At 73.3% G+C, this 16,863-nt stretch carries 11 protein-coding genes; 4 read left to right on the top strand and 7 right to left on the bottom strand.

Annotated features, from left to right (window positions below):
- The first annotated feature begins 60 nt into the window (after nt 1–60).
- Nucleotides 61–597, top strand: coding sequence for a VOC family protein (locus tag ACWCO8_RS04820; RefSeq protein ID WP_451030936.1), 537 nt, complete (start codon nt 61–63; stop codon nt 595–597).
- A gap of 9 nt (nt 598–606) precedes the next feature.
- Here the strand turns inward: ACWCO8_RS04820 and ACWCO8_RS04815 are convergent, their stop codons facing one another.
- Nucleotides 607–1,773 (bottom strand): serine hydrolase domain-containing protein, encoded by a 1,167-nt coding sequence (locus ACWCO8_RS04815; protein WP_451030935.1) that lies wholly within the window; start codon nt 1,771–1,773, stop codon nt 607–609.
- Nucleotides 1,774–1,965: 192 nt separating this feature from the next.
- Between ACWCO8_RS04815 and ACWCO8_RS04810 the strand changes: the two genes are divergently transcribed.
- The 3 genes from ACWCO8_RS04810 (at nt 1,966) to ACWCO8_RS04800 (ending at nt 9,344) form a co-directional block, all read left to right on the top strand.
- Nucleotides 1,966–3,804: a glycoside hydrolase family 15 protein gene (locus ACWCO8_RS04810; protein WP_451030934.1), complete on the top strand. Its 1,839-nt coding sequence runs from the start codon at nt 1,966–1,968 to the stop codon at nt 3,802–3,804.
- A gap of 211 nt (nt 3,805–4,015) precedes the next feature.
- On the top strand, nt 4,016–7,921 hold the full coding sequence (locus ACWCO8_RS04805) for a Pls/PosA family non-ribosomal peptide synthetase (RefSeq protein WP_451030933.1): 3,906 nt from the start codon (nt 4,016–4,018) through the stop codon (nt 7,919–7,921).
- 43 nt (nt 7,922–7,964) lie between these two features.
- Nucleotides 7,965–9,344, top strand: coding sequence for a M1 family metallopeptidase (locus ACWCO8_RS04800; RefSeq protein ID WP_451030932.1), 1,380 nt, complete (start codon nt 7,965–7,967; stop codon nt 9,342–9,344).
- A gap of 13 nt (nt 9,345–9,357) precedes the next feature.
- On the opposite strand, the gene ACWCO8_RS04795 is transcribed toward ACWCO8_RS04800, so the two are convergent.
- From ACWCO8_RS04795 to ACWCO8_RS04770, 6 genes are all read right to left on the bottom strand, one after another.
- Nucleotides 9,358–10,275 (bottom strand): esterase/lipase family protein, encoded by a 918-nt coding sequence (locus ACWCO8_RS04795; RefSeq protein ID WP_451030931.1) that lies wholly within the window; start codon nt 10,273–10,275, stop codon nt 9,358–9,360.
- Nucleotides 10,276–10,451: 176 nt separating this feature from the next.
- Nucleotides 10,452–11,543 carry an ABC transporter substrate-binding protein gene (locus tag ACWCO8_RS04790; protein ID WP_451031425.1) on the bottom strand — a complete coding sequence of 364 codons (1,092 nt, stop codon included), beginning with the start codon at nt 11,541–11,543 and terminating at the stop codon, nt 10,452–10,454.
- 40 nt (nt 11,544–11,583) lie between these two features.
- Nucleotides 11,584–13,482: an ATP-binding cassette domain-containing protein gene (locus tag ACWCO8_RS04785; RefSeq protein WP_451030930.1), complete on the bottom strand. Its 1,899-nt coding sequence runs from the start codon at nt 13,480–13,482 to the stop codon at nt 11,584–11,586.
- A 208-nt stretch (nt 13,483–13,690) separates the two neighbouring features.
- The gene (locus ACWCO8_RS04780; RefSeq protein ID WP_451030929.1) at nt 13,691–13,891 is read right to left on the bottom strand and encodes a DUF5988 family protein; all 201 of its coding nucleotides are present in this window, start codon (nt 13,889–13,891) and stop codon (nt 13,691–13,693) included.
- A gap of 49 nt (nt 13,892–13,940) precedes the next feature.
- On the bottom strand, nt 13,941–15,230 hold the full coding sequence (locus tag ACWCO8_RS04775; protein ID WP_451030928.1) for a ricin-type beta-trefoil lectin domain protein: 1,290 nt from the start codon (nt 15,228–15,230) through the stop codon (nt 13,941–13,943).
- A gap of 127 nt (nt 15,231–15,357) precedes the next feature.
- The gene (locus tag ACWCO8_RS04770) at nt 15,358–16,713 is read right to left on the bottom strand and encodes an AMP-binding protein (RefSeq protein WP_451030927.1); all 1,356 of its coding nucleotides are present in this window, start codon (nt 16,711–16,713) and stop codon (nt 15,358–15,360) included.
- Nucleotides 16,714–16,863: the final 150 nt, after the last annotated feature.

Genomic DNA, 16,863 nt, shown 5'->3' with positions numbered 1-16,863 from the left:
CCGACCTGATCGCGTCCTACGGTCGTCCCAGGAGCCCAGTCCGGGAAAGGGATGATTTCGATGAGCCGTACCGCGCCTGCCGTGCCCGAGGGATACACCAGCGTCGCGCCCTGGGTGGTCACCGACGACACCGGCGCCCTGCTCGACTTCGTCGCGGCCGCCTTCGACGGCGAGGAACTCGCCCGGGTGCCCCTGGAGGACGGCACGATCGGGCACGGCGAGATCCGGGTCGGCGACACCGTCGTGCTCGCCTTCGACCGGCGCGCCGACTGGCCGCCGATGCCCTCGCTGCTCCGGGTCTACGTGCCCGACGCGGACGCCGCCATGGCCGCCGCCGTCGCGCGGGGAGCCACGGTGGTGACGGAGATCGCCGACAGCGCGTGGGGCGACCGGGGCGGTCGCGTGCGCGATCCCTTCGGGAACATCTGGTGGGTGGTGAGCCGGGTCGAGGAGGTCGACCCGGACGTCGCCTGGCGCCGGATGTCCGAACCCGTCTACGCCGAGCACATGCGCGACGCCCAGGCGACCCTGGACGCCGAACTCAGCGGCCGGAGCAAGGGCGTCGCCAGCGCCCCGCTGCCCCCGCCGCAGGCGTGACCGGGACGGTCACAGCGCCGCGTACACCGCCTTGATCAGCGCCATCTTGCGCGGGTCGTCCGCGATGTGCGGGCCCATACGGTTCATGACGTAGCCGAGCGAGACCCCGGCCTCGGGGTCCGCCAGGCCGCAGGAGCCGCCGAAGCCGTCGTGGCCGAAGGCGCGCGGATTGGGGCCGTAGGAGGCGTTGGGGCCGCTGAGCCAGAGGCCGAGGGCGCACTCCGTGTCGTGGGCGAAGCCCGCGCCGAGCACGAGGTCCCGGCACGATCCCTGGCCCTCGCGGGCCCGTTCGGCGGCCGCCTCGGAGAGGATCACGCGCCCATCGGACCGGCCCCGCCCGGCGAACACGCCGTACAGCCGGGCCACCGCGCGGGCCGTCCCGTGGCCGTTGGCCGCCGGCAGTTCGGCGGCCCGCCACGCGGAGGTGTTGGCCTCGGCGACGCCCACCGGCGGGTTGGCCAGGGCCGCCTGTGCCGCGGGCTCCAACTGGGCGAAGAGAGCGGCCTGTTCACTCGACGCGGAGACCCGGGGGTGCACCAGCTCGGCCGCCCGGTCCGCCTCCTTGTCCGGCAGGCCGATGGTGAAGTCGATGTCGAGCGGCCCGGTGATCTCCTCGCGGAGGAACGCGCCGGGCAGCCGCCCCGTGACGCGCCGGATCACCTCGCCGACCAGGAAGCCGTACGTCAGCGCGTGGTAGCCGGAGCGCGTGCCGGGCTCCCACCACGGCTCCATCGCCGCGAGCCGGGCGGTCGTCACCTCCCAGTCGTAGAACTCCGCCAGCGTGAGCGGCTCGCGCAGTCCGGAGAGGCCCGCGCGGTGCGAGAGCAGGAAGCGCACCGGCAGCTGCTCCTTGCCCGCCGCGCCGAACTCGGGCCAGTACGAGGCCACCGGCGCGTCCAGGTCGAGCAGACCCCGGTCCGCCAGAAGGTGGGCGCAGAGCGCGGTCACGCCCTTCGTCGTCGACCAGACGTTGACGACGGTGTCCCGTTCCCAGGGGCGCGTACGGGCGGCGTCCGCCCAGCCGCCCCACAGGTCGACCACGGTCTCCCCGTGGACCTGGACCGCGACCGCGGCGCCGAGTTCGTCCCGCGTACGGAAGTTGGCCTCGAAGACCTCCCGTACGGCGGCGAAGCGCGGGTCGCAGTGGCCTGCGATCGAGGGGGCGGGTGCGGACACAGGGGCCTCCAGGGGGCTCGACGGTCGGATCGGCGGTCGGCTCGGCGCTCCCCGCAACGTACCGACTGGTCGGACTGGTGGGAAGGGAGTCGGCGCGAGCCCGTTCGCCCGGTCGGGCGCCCCGTGTTGCCGAAGCGGGCGACGGCGGGTTGCGTGGTCCGCAACAGGACAGCGGCGGAAGCGAGGTCGTGCGTGCCCGGCTACCCACCGATCGCGGACCACGGACTGATCGGCGACCTCCAGAGCGCCGCCCTCGTCTCCGCGGGCGGGGCGGTGGACTGGTTCTGCGCGCCCCGCTTCGACTCGCCGAGCATCTTCGCCGCCCTGCTCGACGAGGAACGCGGCGGCCACTTCACGATCGCGCCCGTCACGGACGACATGACGGTCCGCCAGCTCTACCTCCCCGACACGGCCGTCCTGATCACCCGCTTCCTCACCCCGGAAGGGGTCGGCGAGGTGGTCGACTTCATGCCGGTGGCCGAGCGGCCCGGCGAGGTCACCGACCGGCACCGCCTGGTCCGGGTCCTGCGTGTCGTCCGCGGGACCCTCACCTTCGAGGTCGCGTGCCGGCCGCGCTTCGACTACGGCCGCGCGGAGCACACCCTCACCCTCGACGGCGGCTCCGCCACCTTCCACGGCCCCGGCCTCGACATGTACCTGCGCAGCTCCGTCCCGCTGGACGCCGACGGCCAGGACGTCCGTGCCACCGTCACCCTCCGGCAGGGCGAGCGCGCCGGGATCGTCCTGGAGACCGCCTCCCCGGGCGCCCCCGCCCCCGGACCCGTCACCGCGCCGGCGCTCGAGGAGGAGCTGCGGGAGACCCACACGTACTGGCACGGATGGATCCGGCGCTGCCGCTACCGGGGCCGCTGGCAGCACATGGTCAACCGCTCGGCCATCACCCTGAAGCTGCTCATCTACGCCCCGACCGGAGCCCCCATCGCCGCCCCCACCATGGGCCTGCCGGAGCAGATCGGCGGCGAGCGGAACTGGGACTACCGCTACACCTGGATCCGCGACGCGTCACTCTCCGTGCGCGTCCTGCTCGATCTCGGCTACATCGAGGAGGCCGACGCCTACCGCCGCTGGCTCGGCGCCCGCTTCCACGGACCCCGCCCGCGCAACGGCGAACCGATGCAGATCATGTACCGGATCGACGGCGACACCGAGCTGTCCGAGGAGATCCTGGACCACCTCTCGGGGTACCGCGACTCCGCTCCCGTACGGGCCGGGAACGGCGCGGCCGACCAGCTCCAGCTCGATGTCTACGGCGAGTTCGCCTACGCGATGACCCACTCGTCGGACCTCGCCGAACTCGCCGGGTACGAGGGGTGGAAGGGCTTCTCCGCGCTCCTCGACTGGCTGGCCGACCACTGGGACCGGCCCGACGAGGGGATCTGGGAGACCCGCGGCGGCCGCAAGGACTTCACGTACAGCCGCATGATGTGCTGGGTCGCCCTCGACCGGGGCATCCGCCTCGCCACCGAGTACGCCAGGCCCGCCGATCTGCCGCGCTGGATCGCCCAGCGCGACGCGATCCTCGTCCAGGTGATGGAACGCGGCTGGAACCCGGATCGGAACGCGTTCGTCCAGCACTACGGCAGCGAGGTCCTGGACGCGTCCCTGCTGCTCATGCCCCTGGTCGGCTTCATCTCGCCGAGGGCGCCCTCCTGGCTGGCCACCCTGGACGCGATGGACCGGGAGCTCGTCACGGACAGCCTCGTCTACCGCTACAACCCCGAGGCGTCCCCGGACGGCCTGCGCGGCTCCGAGGGCACGTTCTCCCTCTGCAGCTTCCTCTACGTCGAGGCGCTGGCCCGGGCGGGCCGGCTCGACCAGGCCCGGTACGCGATGGACAAGATGCTCACGTACGCCAACCACGTCGGGCTCTTCGCCGAGGAGATCGGCCCCACCGGGGAACAGCTCGGGAACTTTCCGCAGGCCTTCACCCACCTCGCCCTGATCACGGCGGCCATGGCCCTGGACGAGGAACTCGACAGGGCCGCCGAGGCCTGGAACCCGCCCCGCTGACGGCCCCGACGACAGCCCCTGTGACCGCTCGCAGGTCCCTGCAGGAGCGCCCCCAATACCGCTCCTTCCCGGCCATGCGCAAGGCGTCGACAAGAAATTCCACCTTGAAGGACTAGACTGGCGGGCTGTTTGGCGTCGGAACGGAACAACCTGGGCAGACCCGGGCTCCGCCGACGACCCGGATGACGCCGGGAACGAGACGCGAGGGCCGATGGCAGCCACACCTCAGAGCGGTGAGCTCACCCTCCTCGACGACGCGGACACGCGTGAGGAGACCGGGAAGCACGCCCGGTTCTCGGCGGCGCCCGCGGCGCCCGCGCGCACCCTGCTCGACATCTTCGAGGAGTCCGTCCGGGCCCACCCCGACGAGCTCGCCCTCGACGACGGCACGACCCGGCTGAGCTACCGGGCGCTCGCCGGCGAGGTCGAGCGCAGGCGCCGCGCCCTGGCCGCCGCCGGGGTCGGCCTCGGCGACCGGGTCGGCGTCCGCGTCCCCTCCGGCACCAACGAGCTGTACGCGTCGATCCTCGCCGTCCTCGCGGCCGGCGCCGCCTACGTACCGGTCGACGCCGAGGACCCCGACGAGCGGGCCGAGCTGGTCTTCGGCGAGGCCGGGGTACGCGCGGTGCTCGGCGCGGGACAGCGCGTCGACGTCATCGAGGGAGCGGGGTCCGGGGCACCCGCGGGGCGGCCCGGACCGGAGCACGACGCCTGGATCATCTTCACCTCCGGCTCCACCGGCAAGCCCAAGGGCGTCGCCGTCAGCCATCGCAGCGCCGCCGCCTTCGTGGACGCCGAGGCCGACCTCTTCCTCGCCGAGGAGCCGATCGGCCCCGGCGACCGGGTCATGGCCGGGCTCTCCGTCGCCTTCGACGCCTCCTGCGAGGAGATGTGGCTGGCCTGGCGCTACGGCGGCTGCCTCGTGCCCGTACCGCGCTCCCAGGTCCGCAGCGGCGCCGACCTCGGCCCCTGGCTGGTGGAGCAGGAGATCACCGTTGTCTCGACCGTGCCGACGCTGGCCGCGCTCTGGGAGCCGGAGACCCTCGACGAGGTCCGGCTGCTGATCTTCGGCGGCGAGGCGTGCCCGCCCGAGCTGACCCAGCGGCTTGTCACCGAGGGCCGCGAGGTCTGGAACACGTACGGCCCCACCGAGGCCACCGTCGTCGCCTGTGCCTCCCTCCTGACCGGTGAGGAACCGATTCGCATCGGGCTCCCGCTGAACGGCTGGGAACTGGCCGTCGTCGACGAGTCCGGCGAGCCGGTGCCGATGGGCGGCAGCGGCCAGCTCGTCATCGGGGGTGTGGGCCTGGCCCGCTACCTCGACCCCGAGAAGGACGCCGAGAAGTACGCCCCGCTGGAGTCCCTCGGCTGGGAGCGGGCCTACCGCAGCGGCGACCTCGTCCGCGCCGAACCCGAAGGCCTGGTCTTCCTCGGCCGCGGCGACGAGCAGATCAAGCTCGGCGGCCGCCGGATCGAGCTGGGCGAGGTCGACGCCGCCCTGCAGGCGCTGCCCGGCGTCGCGGGCGCGGCCGCCGCCGTACGCACCGCGCGCAGCGGCAACCAGCTGCTCGTCGGCTACCTCGTCACCCAGGACGGCTGGGACCACGCGGCCGCCGTCGAGAAGCTGCGCGCCGAGCTGCCGGCCGCCCTCGTACCGCTGCTCGCCCCGGTCGCCGAGCTGCCGACCCGCACCTCCGGCAAGGTCGACCGGGACGCGCTGCCCTGGCCGCTTCCCGAGGTCGAGACCACCGGACCGGTCGAGCAGCTGTACGGCACCGAGGCCTGGCTCGCCGAGCAGTGGAGCGAGACCCTCGGCGTGGCCGTCACCGGCGCCACCGACGACTTCTTCGCCATAGGCGGCAACAGCCTCGCCGCCGCCCAGCTCACCACCCGGCTGCGCACCCGCTACCCGAGCGCGGCCGTCCTCGACATCTACCAGCAGCCCACCCTGCGCAAGCTGGCCCGGCGCCTGGAGAAGTCCGTCCAGGACGACGGCGCGGCCCGCACGATCGCCCCGGTCCCGCTGCGGACCAAGGTCGTCCAGTCGGCCCTGCTGCTTCCGCTCTTCACCGTGATCGGCCTGCGCTGGACCGTCGCCCTGCTGGCCCTGGGCAACGTCCTGCACTGGTTCGGGGCCTACCCCTGGGCGCCGACCGCCTCCTGGTGGCTCGTCGCCGCCGGCGCGGCCCTCCTCTTCAGCCCGCCGGGCCGGATCGCGATCGCCGCGGGCGGCGCACGGCTGCTGCTGCGCGGCGTGAAGGCCGGCCGCCACCCCCGCGGCGGCAGCGTCCACCTGCGGCTGTGGACGGCCGAGCGGCTGGCCGAGTACGTCGGCGCGACCTCCCTCACCGGATCCTGGCTCGAGCGGTACGCCCGCGCACTCGGCGCCAAGGTCGGCCCCGACGTGGACCTGCACTCACTGCCCCCGGTCACCGGCATGCTCAAGCTCGGCCGCGGCTGCGCCGTCGAGTCCGAGGTCGACCTCTCCGGCCACTGGCTGGACGGCGACCACCTGGAGATCGGCCCGGTCAAGGTCGGCGCGGGCGCCGTCGTCGGCACCCGCAGCCTGCTCTTCCCCGGGGCCCGAGTCGCCAAGCGGGCCGAGGTGGCCCCCGGCTCCGCCGTGGCGGGCACGATCCCGACCGGCCAGCGCTGGGCCGGCGCCCCCGCCGTCAAGCTCGGCAAGGCCAAGCGCAACTGGCCCAAGGAGCGCCCGCCGCGCGCCGTCCACTGGCGGGCCACCTACGGCGCGACCGGCCTCCTGCTGACCGCCCTGCCCGTGCTCGCCGGGCTGCCCGCGCTGCTCGTCGTCAGCCACTTCGTGCCCGCCGACGCCGGCCTCGCCGAGGCCCTGACCGGCGCGCTGATCGCGGTGGTCCCCGCCGCCCTCGCCTACGGACTCACGTACGCCGCGTTCGTCCTGGTCGCGGTCCGGCTCCTCAGCCTGGGGCTGCGCACCGGCAGCCACCCGACGCACAGCCGGGTCGCCTGGCAGGCGTGGACCGTGAGCCAGCTGATGGACCTGGCGCGCGAGACGCTCTTCCCGCTCTACGCCGGCCTGATCACCCCGGTGTGGCTGCGGCTGCTCGGCATGAAGATCGGCCGGGGCGCCGAGGTGTCCACGGTGCTCGCCCTGCCGAGCCTCACCACCGTCGGCGAGGGTGCCTTCCTCGCCGACGACACCCTGACCGCCCCCTACGAGCTGGGCGGCGGCTGGGTACGGATCGGCCACTCCGAGATCGGCCGCCGGGCGTTCCTCGGCAACTCCGGCATGACCGCGCCCGGCCGCACGGTGCCGGACGACGGTCTGGTCGGCGTGTTGTCCGCGACCCCGAAGAAGGCCAAGAAGGGCAGCTCGTACCTGGGTCTGCCGCCGGTCAAGCTGCCGCGCTCGGCGGCCGACTCCGACCAGAGCCGGACGTACGACCCGCCCGCGCGGCTGCTCTGGGCGCGCGGCCTCGTCGAGCTGTGCCGGCTCGTCCCGGTGTTCTGCTCGTCCGCGCTCGCGGTCGTGACCGTGGCGGCCTTCTGCGCCCTGGCCACGACCGACGGGCTCGGCGTCCTGGGCGCCGCGCTGCTCTCCGGCGCCGTCCTGCTCGCCGCCGGCGTCGCCGCGTGCCTCGTCTCGGTGGCCGCGAAGTGGCTGCTTGTCGGCCGGCACCGGACGGGGGAGCACCCGCTCTGGTGCGGCTTCGTCTGGCGCAACGAGCTCGCCGACACCTTCGTCGAGGTCCTCGCCGTGCCCTGGCTGATCGGCTCGGTGCCCGGCACACCCGTGATGACCCTGTGGCTGCGCGGCCTCGGGGCACGGATCGGCCGGGGCGTGTGGTGCGAGAGCTACTGGCTCCCGGAGACCGACCTGGTGGTGCTCGGCGCCGCGGCCAGCGTAAATCGGGGCTGCGTCCTGCAGACACACCTCTTCCACGATCGGATCTTGAGGACGGATACTGTGGTCCTCCGCGAGGGTGCCACCCTGGGCCCGGGCGGAATCGTCCTGCCCGGCAGTTCGGTCGGGGCCCGCAGCACGCTGGGTCCCGCGTCGCTGGTGATGGCCGGGGAATCGGTCCCCGCCGACAGCCGCTGGCTGGGCAATCCGATCGAGGCGTGGCGGCCCTGACGGGCGGTACGAGCACAGCACAGGGCAGGGAGCGTAAGCGGCAGTGAGCGGCCAGCAGGCAACGGCGTCGGACCCGTATTTTCCGGCCAACGGCGACTCCCGATACCGAGTGCACCGGTACGAACTGGCGCTGGAGTACCGGCCGGGCCCCAACCGGCTGGCCGGGACGGCCCGGATCAGCGCGATAGCGGGCCGGGCCCCGCTCACCGAGTTCCACCTGAACCTGGGCGAGTTCAAGGTCGGCCGGATCCTCGTGGACGGCAAGGCCCCGCACTACGCCCACCGGGCCGGCAAGCTCCGTCTCCGGCCGGCCAAGCCGCTGCCCGCGGGCGCCGCGTTCACCGTCGAGGTGCACTACTCCGGCAACCCCAAGCCGGTGCGCAGCCCCTGGGGCGGCCTCGGCTGGGAGGAGCTGACCGACGGCGCGCTCGTGGCCAGCCAGCCCATCGGCGCGCCCTCCTGGTACCCCTGCAACGACCGCCCCGCCGACAAGGCCTCGTACCAGATCTCGGTCAACACCCCGTCCGCGTACACCGTGGTCGCGGGCGGCCGGCTGCTCACCCGTACCACCAGGTCCTCCACCACCACCTGGGTGTACGAGCAGTCCGCGCCGACCTCCAGCTATCTCGTGGGCCTCTCCATCGGCATGCACCAGACGGTGCTGCTCGGCGACCCCGGGCTCGGCGGTGTGCAGCAGAGCGCCCATGTGCCGGCGCACCTGCTGTCGCGGTTCTCCCGCGACTTCGCACGGCAGCCCGCGATGATGCAGCTCTTCGAGGAGCTGTACGGGCCGTATCCTTTCGGCGAGTACACGGTCGTCGTCGCCGACGAGGACCTCGACGTCCCCGTGGAGGCCCAGGGGCTCTCCCTCTTCGGCGCCAACCACGTCGACGGCGCCCGTGGTTCCGAGCGCCTGGTCGCCCACGAGCTCGCGCACCAGTGGTTCGGCAACAGCGTGACCATCGCCGACTGGCGGCACATCTGGCTGAACGAGGGGCTCGCCAAGTACGCCGAGTGGCTCTGGTCGGAGCGGTCCGGCGGCCGTCCGGCGCAGGAGATGGCCGCCATCGCGCACCGGCTGCTCGCGGGTCAGCCGCAGGACCTGATCCTCGCCGACCCCGGCCGGAAGCTGATGTTCGACGACCGGCTCTACGAGCGCGGCGGCCTCACCGTGCACGCGATCCGCTGCGCCCTGGGCGACGGCGCCTTCTTCCGCATGCTGCGCGACTGGGCGACCGTCCACCGGCACGGCGTGGTGACCACGAGCGGCTTCACCGCCCACGTGGCCCGCTACGCCACCGAGCCGGTGGACGACCTGCTGACGGCCTGGCTGCACCGGCCCGCCCTGCCGCCCCTGCCCACGCCGCACGGCGCGGCGCCGATCCCGGCCCGCCCGAGCTACCCGCCGGCGACGTCGGCGTAGCGGGGCGCGGGCGTCAGGGCAGGACACGGCAGCCCGTGCGGGTGGCGTGCGCGGGGTCGAGAACGTTCATGACCTCGTGCAGCGCTTCGGAGTCGACCTGGAGCGTGGCGTGCTGCGCCAGGTCGTACCAGCACAGGTCCTGGGTGTAGAGGTTCCGGACGTCGGGCCCCACCAGGAACTGCGAGGACGGCGGCGTGGCGATGAAGTCGAGCCGGGTCGCGATCACCGTGTACGAGACACCCGGCACGGTGTCACCGCCGGCGTTGAGCCGGTTCAGGAGGTCCGAGCCCGGGGCCTGGTCGAGACACGCCTGGCACCAGCTCTCCAGGAGGGCCTCGGGCGCGCCCTCGACGCTCTGGAGCAGGGTCGCGAAGCCGGACAGGGTGGTGCCGTGGCTGGTCGGCGCCAGGGCGATGAACCGCTTGGTCTTCTCCGCTCCGCCCAGGAACTTCTGGTAGTAGCGCGGCATCAGGCCGCCCTGCGAGTGCCCGACCATGTCGACCTCGCTCGCGCCGGTCGCCGCGAGGACGCCGTCGACGAAGGTCTTCAGCTGCGCGGCGGACTGCTCCACGGGTGCGATCGCCGCCATGACGGGGATGTGCGGCAACCGGCCGTAGGTGGGGGCGAAGACGCAGTAGCCCTTGGCCTTGAGGAGCGGGGCGAGCTCGATCCAATTCAGGGTGCCGGTCACGAAGGTGCCGTGGACGAGGACCACGGGGCGGGGGTGGGCCGCGCTCGGCCTGCACGACCAGTCGTTGGCACCGGGCAGCCCGACGGCCTGGAGGGCCTGGGCCTCGGCGACGACATCGGCGGTGGAGGACGCGGCGGCGGGTCCGGCGGTCGCGGCGGTGAGGCCGGTGGCGACGAGGACGCCGGCGGCGCAGAGCGCCACGGCGCGTGCGGTGCGCCGCAGTCGGTGACGGAGGGACATGGGGGCTCCCGGAGGACGAGGGACCCGGCGGCTCCGGGTCGGCGCACATCGCAGCACCGCCCCGGAGACCGGACCAGCGGCCGCACACGATCCGGTGCCGACTCCCACCCGCGCGGGGCGCGGCTTGTGCGCCGTGCACAAGGCGACGGCGTCATCGGTCCCCAGGGATGGCGCCCTCAGCCGGTGTGCAGGACCCGGAAGCGGTCCGGGTCCGCGGGATCCCGGTCGACGACCTGGACGGGCGGCCACGTCCACTGCCACACGCCGATGCCCGGGGTGCGGGAGAAGCGGATCGGGCCGCGGGTGCCTTCGGCCGTGATGTGCGGCCAGGAGGCGGCGATGCGGGCCCGGTCCGTGCCGTGGGAACGCAGGGCTGCGGCGAGGACGGTGAGGGTGTCGTACCCCTCGAAGGCGACGAAGGAGGGCGCTTCGCCCAGGCGTTCGCGGAGGGCCGTTTCGACGCGCGCGCCCTGCGGGCCGAGGCGCTCGGGCAGGTAGCGGAGGAAGGGGACGGCGGCGCCGTCCTTGCCCAGGCGCGTCAACCAGGAGGCGAGCTCCGGTTGTCCGGCGGGGGCGCCGATCAGGAGCTCGGCGAGGCGGGGGTCGCGGCGGACGGCCTCGACGATCGACACCGCCGGGTCCGGGTGGCCGGCCAGGAGGACGAGGGCGGTCGCGCGGCGGTCGACGAGGGCGTCGCACACGGCCGAGGGGGTGAGCGCGCGCAGGTCGAGTTCGACGAGGTCGCCGCCGCGCGGAGCGAGGTGGTCCCGCAGGACGCGGGTGCCGGACGCCCAGTAGACGCTCGGTTCGGCCGCGACGGCGATGCGGCGGTGGCCCGCGCCGAGGAGGAAGTCCGCGTAGATCCGCCAGCCGTGGGACTGCGCCGGGGCGACCCGCGCGACGAACTCCGTCGGCCGGTCGGTGAGCGCGTCGAGCACCGCCGACGAGCAGAGGAACGGCAGGCCGAGGGCGTCGGCCCGGGCGGCGACGGCGCGAGCGACGACGCTGTGGAACTCCCCGGACAGCGCGACCACGCCGAGCCGGTCCAGTTCGTCCACGGCCGCCGCGGCCCGCTCAGGATCGGCGGCGGTGTCCCGGACGACCAGCTTGAGCGGGCGTCCGGCGACCCCGCCGGCTTCGTTGACCTCACCGACCGCCAGTTCGAGCCCGGCGAGGAGGTGGTGGCCCGCCTCGGCCCAGCCGGGCCGGGTCAGGGGGACGAGAGCGCCGATCTTGTACGACGGGATCTGGGTGACCATGCCGGACATTGCATCCTCCGCCACGGCCCCCGGGCAACCCCTTACTCGATCAGCCCGCCTCGCCGCTCAAGCGCTGCTGGAGCTCCCACAGGTCCTGGAACAGGCCCGGCTGCCGGGTGAGTTGGTCGTACGTGCCTTCCTGGACGACCCGGCCCCGGTCGAGGACGACGATTCTGTCGGCGACGGCCACATTGGCGAGGCGATGGGTGATGAGCAGGACCGCCCGGTCCTTGGCCAGCTCCCGGAGGCCGGCGAAGATGTGGTGCTCGGCGCGGGCGTCCAGCGCCGCCGTCGGCTCGTCCATCACGAGGAGCGCCGCCTGGCGGTGGAACGCCCTGGTGAGGACCGTGCGCTGCCACTGGCCCCCGGACAGCTGCTGGCCGCCGAACCACTCCGCCGTGAGCAGCGTGTCGAGCCCGGACCGGAGACCGGGCAGCATGTCGCTCGCGCCCGACGCCTCGCACGCGGCGAGCACGGCCGCGTCGCTGGTGTCCCCCTGCCCGAAGGTGATGTTGTCCCGCAGGGTCAGGGGCAGGTACGTGTACTTCTGCGGCACCAGCGCGACATGCTGCCACGCCCGCCACGGATCGAGCGTCTCCGTCGTCGTGTGGTTCCACGCCACCGCACCCGACGTCGGCAGGAGCAGGCCGCAGAGCAGCCGCGAGAGCGTGGTCTTGCCCGAGCCGTTCTCCCCGACCAGCGCCACGATCTCACCGCGCTTCACATGCAGGGACACCGAGCTGAGGCTGTCCCTCGGCGCACCCTCGTAACGGTAGGTGATGTCCCGGGCCTCGAACCGCTCCGGCGGCGCCGACAGCACTTTCGTACCGCGCGAGGACGTCATCGCCTGGCCGTGGGCGTTGTCGAGGAACCGCTGCCAGTCCTGGACGTACCAGCCGGTGCGCACGAGCCGCGCCCCGCCGTTGATGATGCCGCGCACGGAACTGGTCGCCGTCTGGAGCGCGAAGACCGCCCCGCCTCCGGCCGCCAGGTCCATGCGCCCGGAGGCCAGGAGCCACAGGAGCACGCCCCAGACCGTGGCCGACGCGACCCCGCCGCCCGCCGCGCCCGCCAGACCCATCCAGGCACCGGTGTCCGCGGCCTTGCGCTCGGCGGCGTTGACCTCGGCGGCGAGGCCGCGGTAGCGCTCGACGAGGAACGGGCCGGCCAGACAGGCCCGCATCTCCTCGCTGGACTCCGTGAAGGCCGTGTGCCAGCGGAGCTTGCGCAGCATGCGGCGCCGTCCGGAGGTCTCCAGGCCCGCCAGGTACAGGACGCGTGCCGCGCGTACGTACGCGGCGGCCTGCGGCAGGCACGCCAGGAGGAGCAGCGGGAGCAGCGCGGGGTGCAGTACGGCCAGTACGGTCGCCCCGGCGACGAGCGTGGCGGTGGCGGCGAGCACGTCCTGGGCCTCGGCGACGAGGTCGGGGGTGACCTGGGCGCCGCGGTCGGCGATGTCGTAGAAGTCGTTGTACCCGGGCTTGTTGTTCGCCGCGAGCTCGGCGCCGAGTGCGGCCTCGATCATCGTCAGCTCCGCCTCCCGCGCGAGGACGGGCCGCAGTCGGCCGGTCAGCCAGACCACGGCCGTCCCCAGGAGCGCCCGCAGCCCGGTCGCGCCGGCGATGATCGCCAGCTGCGGGGCGGCCTCCCGCAGCCGGTCGGTGATGTCGCCCGAGGAGATGAGCGCGGTGATGGTGCCGGTGACGGCGAGCAGGCCCAGGGCGGCGAGGACGCCGGTGCCGATCTGGCAGACCAGCAGCCCGGCCGTCGCGACGCGGTCCACCGTCCAGGCCATCCGCAGGGACCGCGCCACGAGTGCGGGGAGCCGGCGGGCCATCGTGGCGGTCGTCATCTGGGCGCCGGCCTTGAGCCGCGACTCGTCGCGGTACCGGAACTCTTCCGTCGATTTACTGGGGTTCGCCTGCTCGGGTGTGTTCGCTGAGGTCAAAGGGGCTCCTTGCTCGATCACGACTGGGTCGTGATGCTCAACGAGCCCCTCGAAGTTTCGAACACCTGTGTTTGAGCCGGACGTCGAACCCCGGGATCACGCGCATGTCGGAGCGTGCCCGATGCACCCACCCCGGTGCTGCAACGGGTGTGCGCCGACGCGGTGTTGGCCGAATCGCCGACACCGCCGAGATCCGTCCGGAGCGGTCCTACTCGGCGATCTCCGTACGCTCCCACCACTCGTACACCCGCAGGGTGCCCTCCGCCGTGTCCTCCCGGCGGGGGGTCTCCCTGAAGTGTTCGTAGCCGCCCAGGTGCGGGATCTTCAGGTCCTGGCCGGGGGTCTCGATCGGGACGACCCGGGCCGGCAGGTCGGCCGGGCCGCCCTCCAGGAATGCCTTGTGCGCCATGGGACCAGTCTCGCGACTTCCGCCGCGCCCCGCATGCCGAGGCTTTGTGTCAGCCGGTGAAGGTCCACTTCTGGTTGGGGTTGCCGCTGCACCACCAGGTCTGGACGCGCGTCGCGTCGGCCGCGTTGTTGTCGCGTACGTCCACGCACTTGTCGGCCGGTACGTTCACCAGGTCACGGGTGGTGCCGTTGTAGTCGAAGCGCTGGGCGCCGCTGCCGTTGCAGTCCCAGAGCTGGACCTTGGCGCCGGGTTCCGTGGAGGCCGCGTCGACGTCCAGGCACTTGCCGAGGGCCCGCACCGTGCCGTCGCCCGGCAGGGTCCAGCGCTGGGCGGCGGTGCCGTTGCAGGTGTAGAGCTGGACTTGGGTGCCGTTGCCCGTCTGCGCGCCCGCCACGTCCAGGCACTTGCCCGCCAGACCGGTGAAGGCGCCGGTGGGGCCGCCCCCTGAGCCGTCCGAGGTGGTGACGCGGACGTAGTCGACGACGAGGTGGTTCGGGAACGGCGTCGAACCGTCCGGGTTGCCCGGCCAGTCACCGCCCACGGCGAGGTTGAGGATCAGGAAGAAGGGCTTGTCGAACACCCACTGGCGGCCGCCGAGATCGGCGGGGGTACGCCGCTGGAAGACCTGCCCGTCCACGGTCCAGGTGACGGAGCCCGGCGACCAGTCGACGGCGAAGGTGTGGAAGTCGTCGGCGAAGGCGCGCCCGCCCGAGAGGGTGTACGCGGCGCCGATCCCGCCGCCACCGGAGTAGCCGGGGCCGTGGAGGGTCCCGTGGACGGTCGAGGGTTCGTAGCCGACGTTCTCCATGACGTCGATCTCACCGCTGTTCGGCCAGCCGACCTGGCCGATGTCGTGGCCGAGCATCCAGAACGCGGGCCACATGCCCTGCCCGCGCGGCACCTTCATCCGGGCCTCCACGTGCCCGTACGTCTGGGTGAAGCGGCCCGCCGTGTTCAGCCGGGCGGAGGTGTACTCGCACCGGCCGTACCAGCACTGGTAGTTGCCGGGGTTCCCGCGGCGGGCGGTGATCACCAGGTTGCCCTGGCCGTCGAGCGCGGCGTTGGAGGCGCCGGGGGTGTACCACTGGCGTTCGTGGTTGTTGCCGCCGTTGTCGCCTGTCTCGATGTTCCATTTGCCGGGATCGACGCCGGCCCCGGCCGGGCCGTCGAAATTGTCCTCGAAGCTGACGGCCTGGACGCCCGCCGCCGGGGCGAGCCGCTCGGCGGTGCCGGGCGCGGCGGAGGTGGCGGGCCCCCAGCCGAGGGCGAGGGTCACCGCGGCGGTGGCGAGCGCCACCAGCCGCGCGGTGCGGGGGCGGGCGCGCGAGAGCAGGGACATGGGGGGCCTCGATTCGGGTGCGTGATTCGAGTGCTGGTCTGGACCAGATCCTGAGGGGAGTGAACCGCTCATGTCGTGTCCAGGTCAAGGCTCGGCGTCTCCCGGTGTCCCTGCGGCCTTGGAGGCGCTAGAGGCGTCCGGTGACCTCCACGTCGCCGTCCGCTGTCCGCCGCGCGAGGTGGCCGGTGCGGAAGTAGCCGTCGGCGGTGAAGGAGCGGGCGTTCCGCTCGGGCGCCCGGTAGTAGCCGCGCGGCGTGTACGGGCCACGGACGAGAAGCTCCCCGGACTCGCCGTCGGGCACGGCCACGCCGTCGGCGTCGACGATCCGGATCTGGTCGTCGGACGAGAGCGGCCGCCCCTGCGTGCCGAGCGCGGCCCCGTCGGGGTCGGCGGGCCGGGTGAGGAGGAGCACCCCCTCGGCCATGCCGAAGACCTGCTGCGGCCGGCAGCCCCAGGCGGAGCCGACCTGTTCGGCGATCACCGGGTCCGCGGGCGCGCCCTCGATCTGGATGAGCCGCAGACTGCTCATGTCGGCCCGCACGGTGGGCTGGGCGTCGAGCCAGAGCCGGGCGGTCTCGGACGTCACCGACGTGAGTGTGACCCGCTCCCGTTCGACGACCTGAAGGCATGCGGCGGGCTCCTGGGCGTCGACCAGGACGACGGTGCCGCCGACCGACAGAGTGCCGAAGATTCCGGGGGAGCCGAGCGTGAACGGAGACTCCGCGGGTGGCACGGCGAGATACACGTCGTCCTCGGTGAGCGACACCAGTTCGGCGGCCGCCCGCGCCTGATAGGCGAAGTCGTTGTGGGTGCGCGGAACGAGCAACGGAGCCTCGACGTCACCGTCCGCGTCACCGTCGGCGAGCAGGAAGAACGCCACCTGGTCGGCGCTCTGCGCGAGCGCCGGCTCGGGCGCGGCGTCGACGGAGCCCAACGGGCTGTACTGGCAGCCGGCCGGGTCGGTCGTAAGCCCGCCGTATGGGGACGACTCCCCGGGCGCCTCCAGGGTGAACACCCGCCGGAGGAACGGCCAACGGGCCGCGATGTCCGCCGCGAGCGCCGTGTGGTCGAAGAACGGGTGGGTCGAGGCGGCGACGTAGCCGACGGCCTGGGTGAGCCGCACGAGCTCGGCCACCCCGGACGCGGGGTGCGCGAGCGGGCAGAACACCGGGACCGCCCCGGCGCGCATCAGCGCGAACACGGTGACGACGCACTCGGGAACGTTCGGCAGCTGGACGACCACCCGTTGCCCGGGCCGCAGGCCCCGCAGCCGGAACCCGGCGGCCCTGCGGTCCACACGCCGGTTCAGGGCCGCGTACGTGAGGCGGGTGTCGCCGTGGACGAGCGCGGTCCGAGGGCCGTACTGCAGGGCCCAGCCGCGCAGGAGGTTGTCCAGCGTGTTGCCGCGCCAGAGCCCGACCGACCAGTAACGGTCGACGAACTCCTCGGGCCAGGGCGTACAGCCGTCGAGCATGGATGCCATGAGCTTCTTTCCGTGCCTGTCTCGGATCCGAAACCGCCGCGGATCCATCCGATCTTGGCCATCCAAAACGCCGAAGCCCTCGACGAACAAGGCGCGTTCCCGACCAGGGACGCCGAACTCCCTCGGTGGAACGTCCAATCCGCGCCGCCG

The organism is Streptomyces sp. NPDC001927 (assembly GCF_053594455.1).
The sequence above is the reverse complement of the archived record's forward strand: the minus strand, read 5'-3'. Positions and strand labels throughout refer to the sequence as shown.

Coding starts and splice junctions, on each gene's coding strand:
- ACWCO8_RS04805 (WP_451030933.1), top strand. CDS start 4,016: ATGGCAGCCACACCTCAGAGCGGTGAGCTCACCCTCCTCGACGACGCG.
- ACWCO8_RS04795 (WP_451030931.1), bottom strand. CDS start 10,275: ATGTCCCTCCGTCACCGACTGCGGCGCACCGCACGCGCCGTGGCGCTC.
- ACWCO8_RS04790 (WP_451031425.1), bottom strand. CDS start 11,543: ATGTCCGGCATGGTCACCCAGATCCCGTCGTACAAGATCGGCGCTCTC.
- ACWCO8_RS04770 (WP_451030927.1), bottom strand. CDS start 16,713: ATGGCATCCATGCTCGACGGCTGTACGCCCTGGCCCGAGGAGTTCGTC.
- ACWCO8_RS04780 (WP_451030929.1), bottom strand. CDS start 13,891: ATGGCGCACAAGGCATTCCTGGAGGGCGGCCCGGCCGACCTGCCGGCC.
- ACWCO8_RS04775 (WP_451030928.1), bottom strand. CDS start 15,230: ATGTCCCTGCTCTCGCGCGCCCGCCCCCGCACCGCGCGGCTGGTGGCG.
- ACWCO8_RS04820 (WP_451030936.1), top strand. CDS start 61: ATGAGCCGTACCGCGCCTGCCGTGCCCGAGGGATACACCAGCGTCGCG.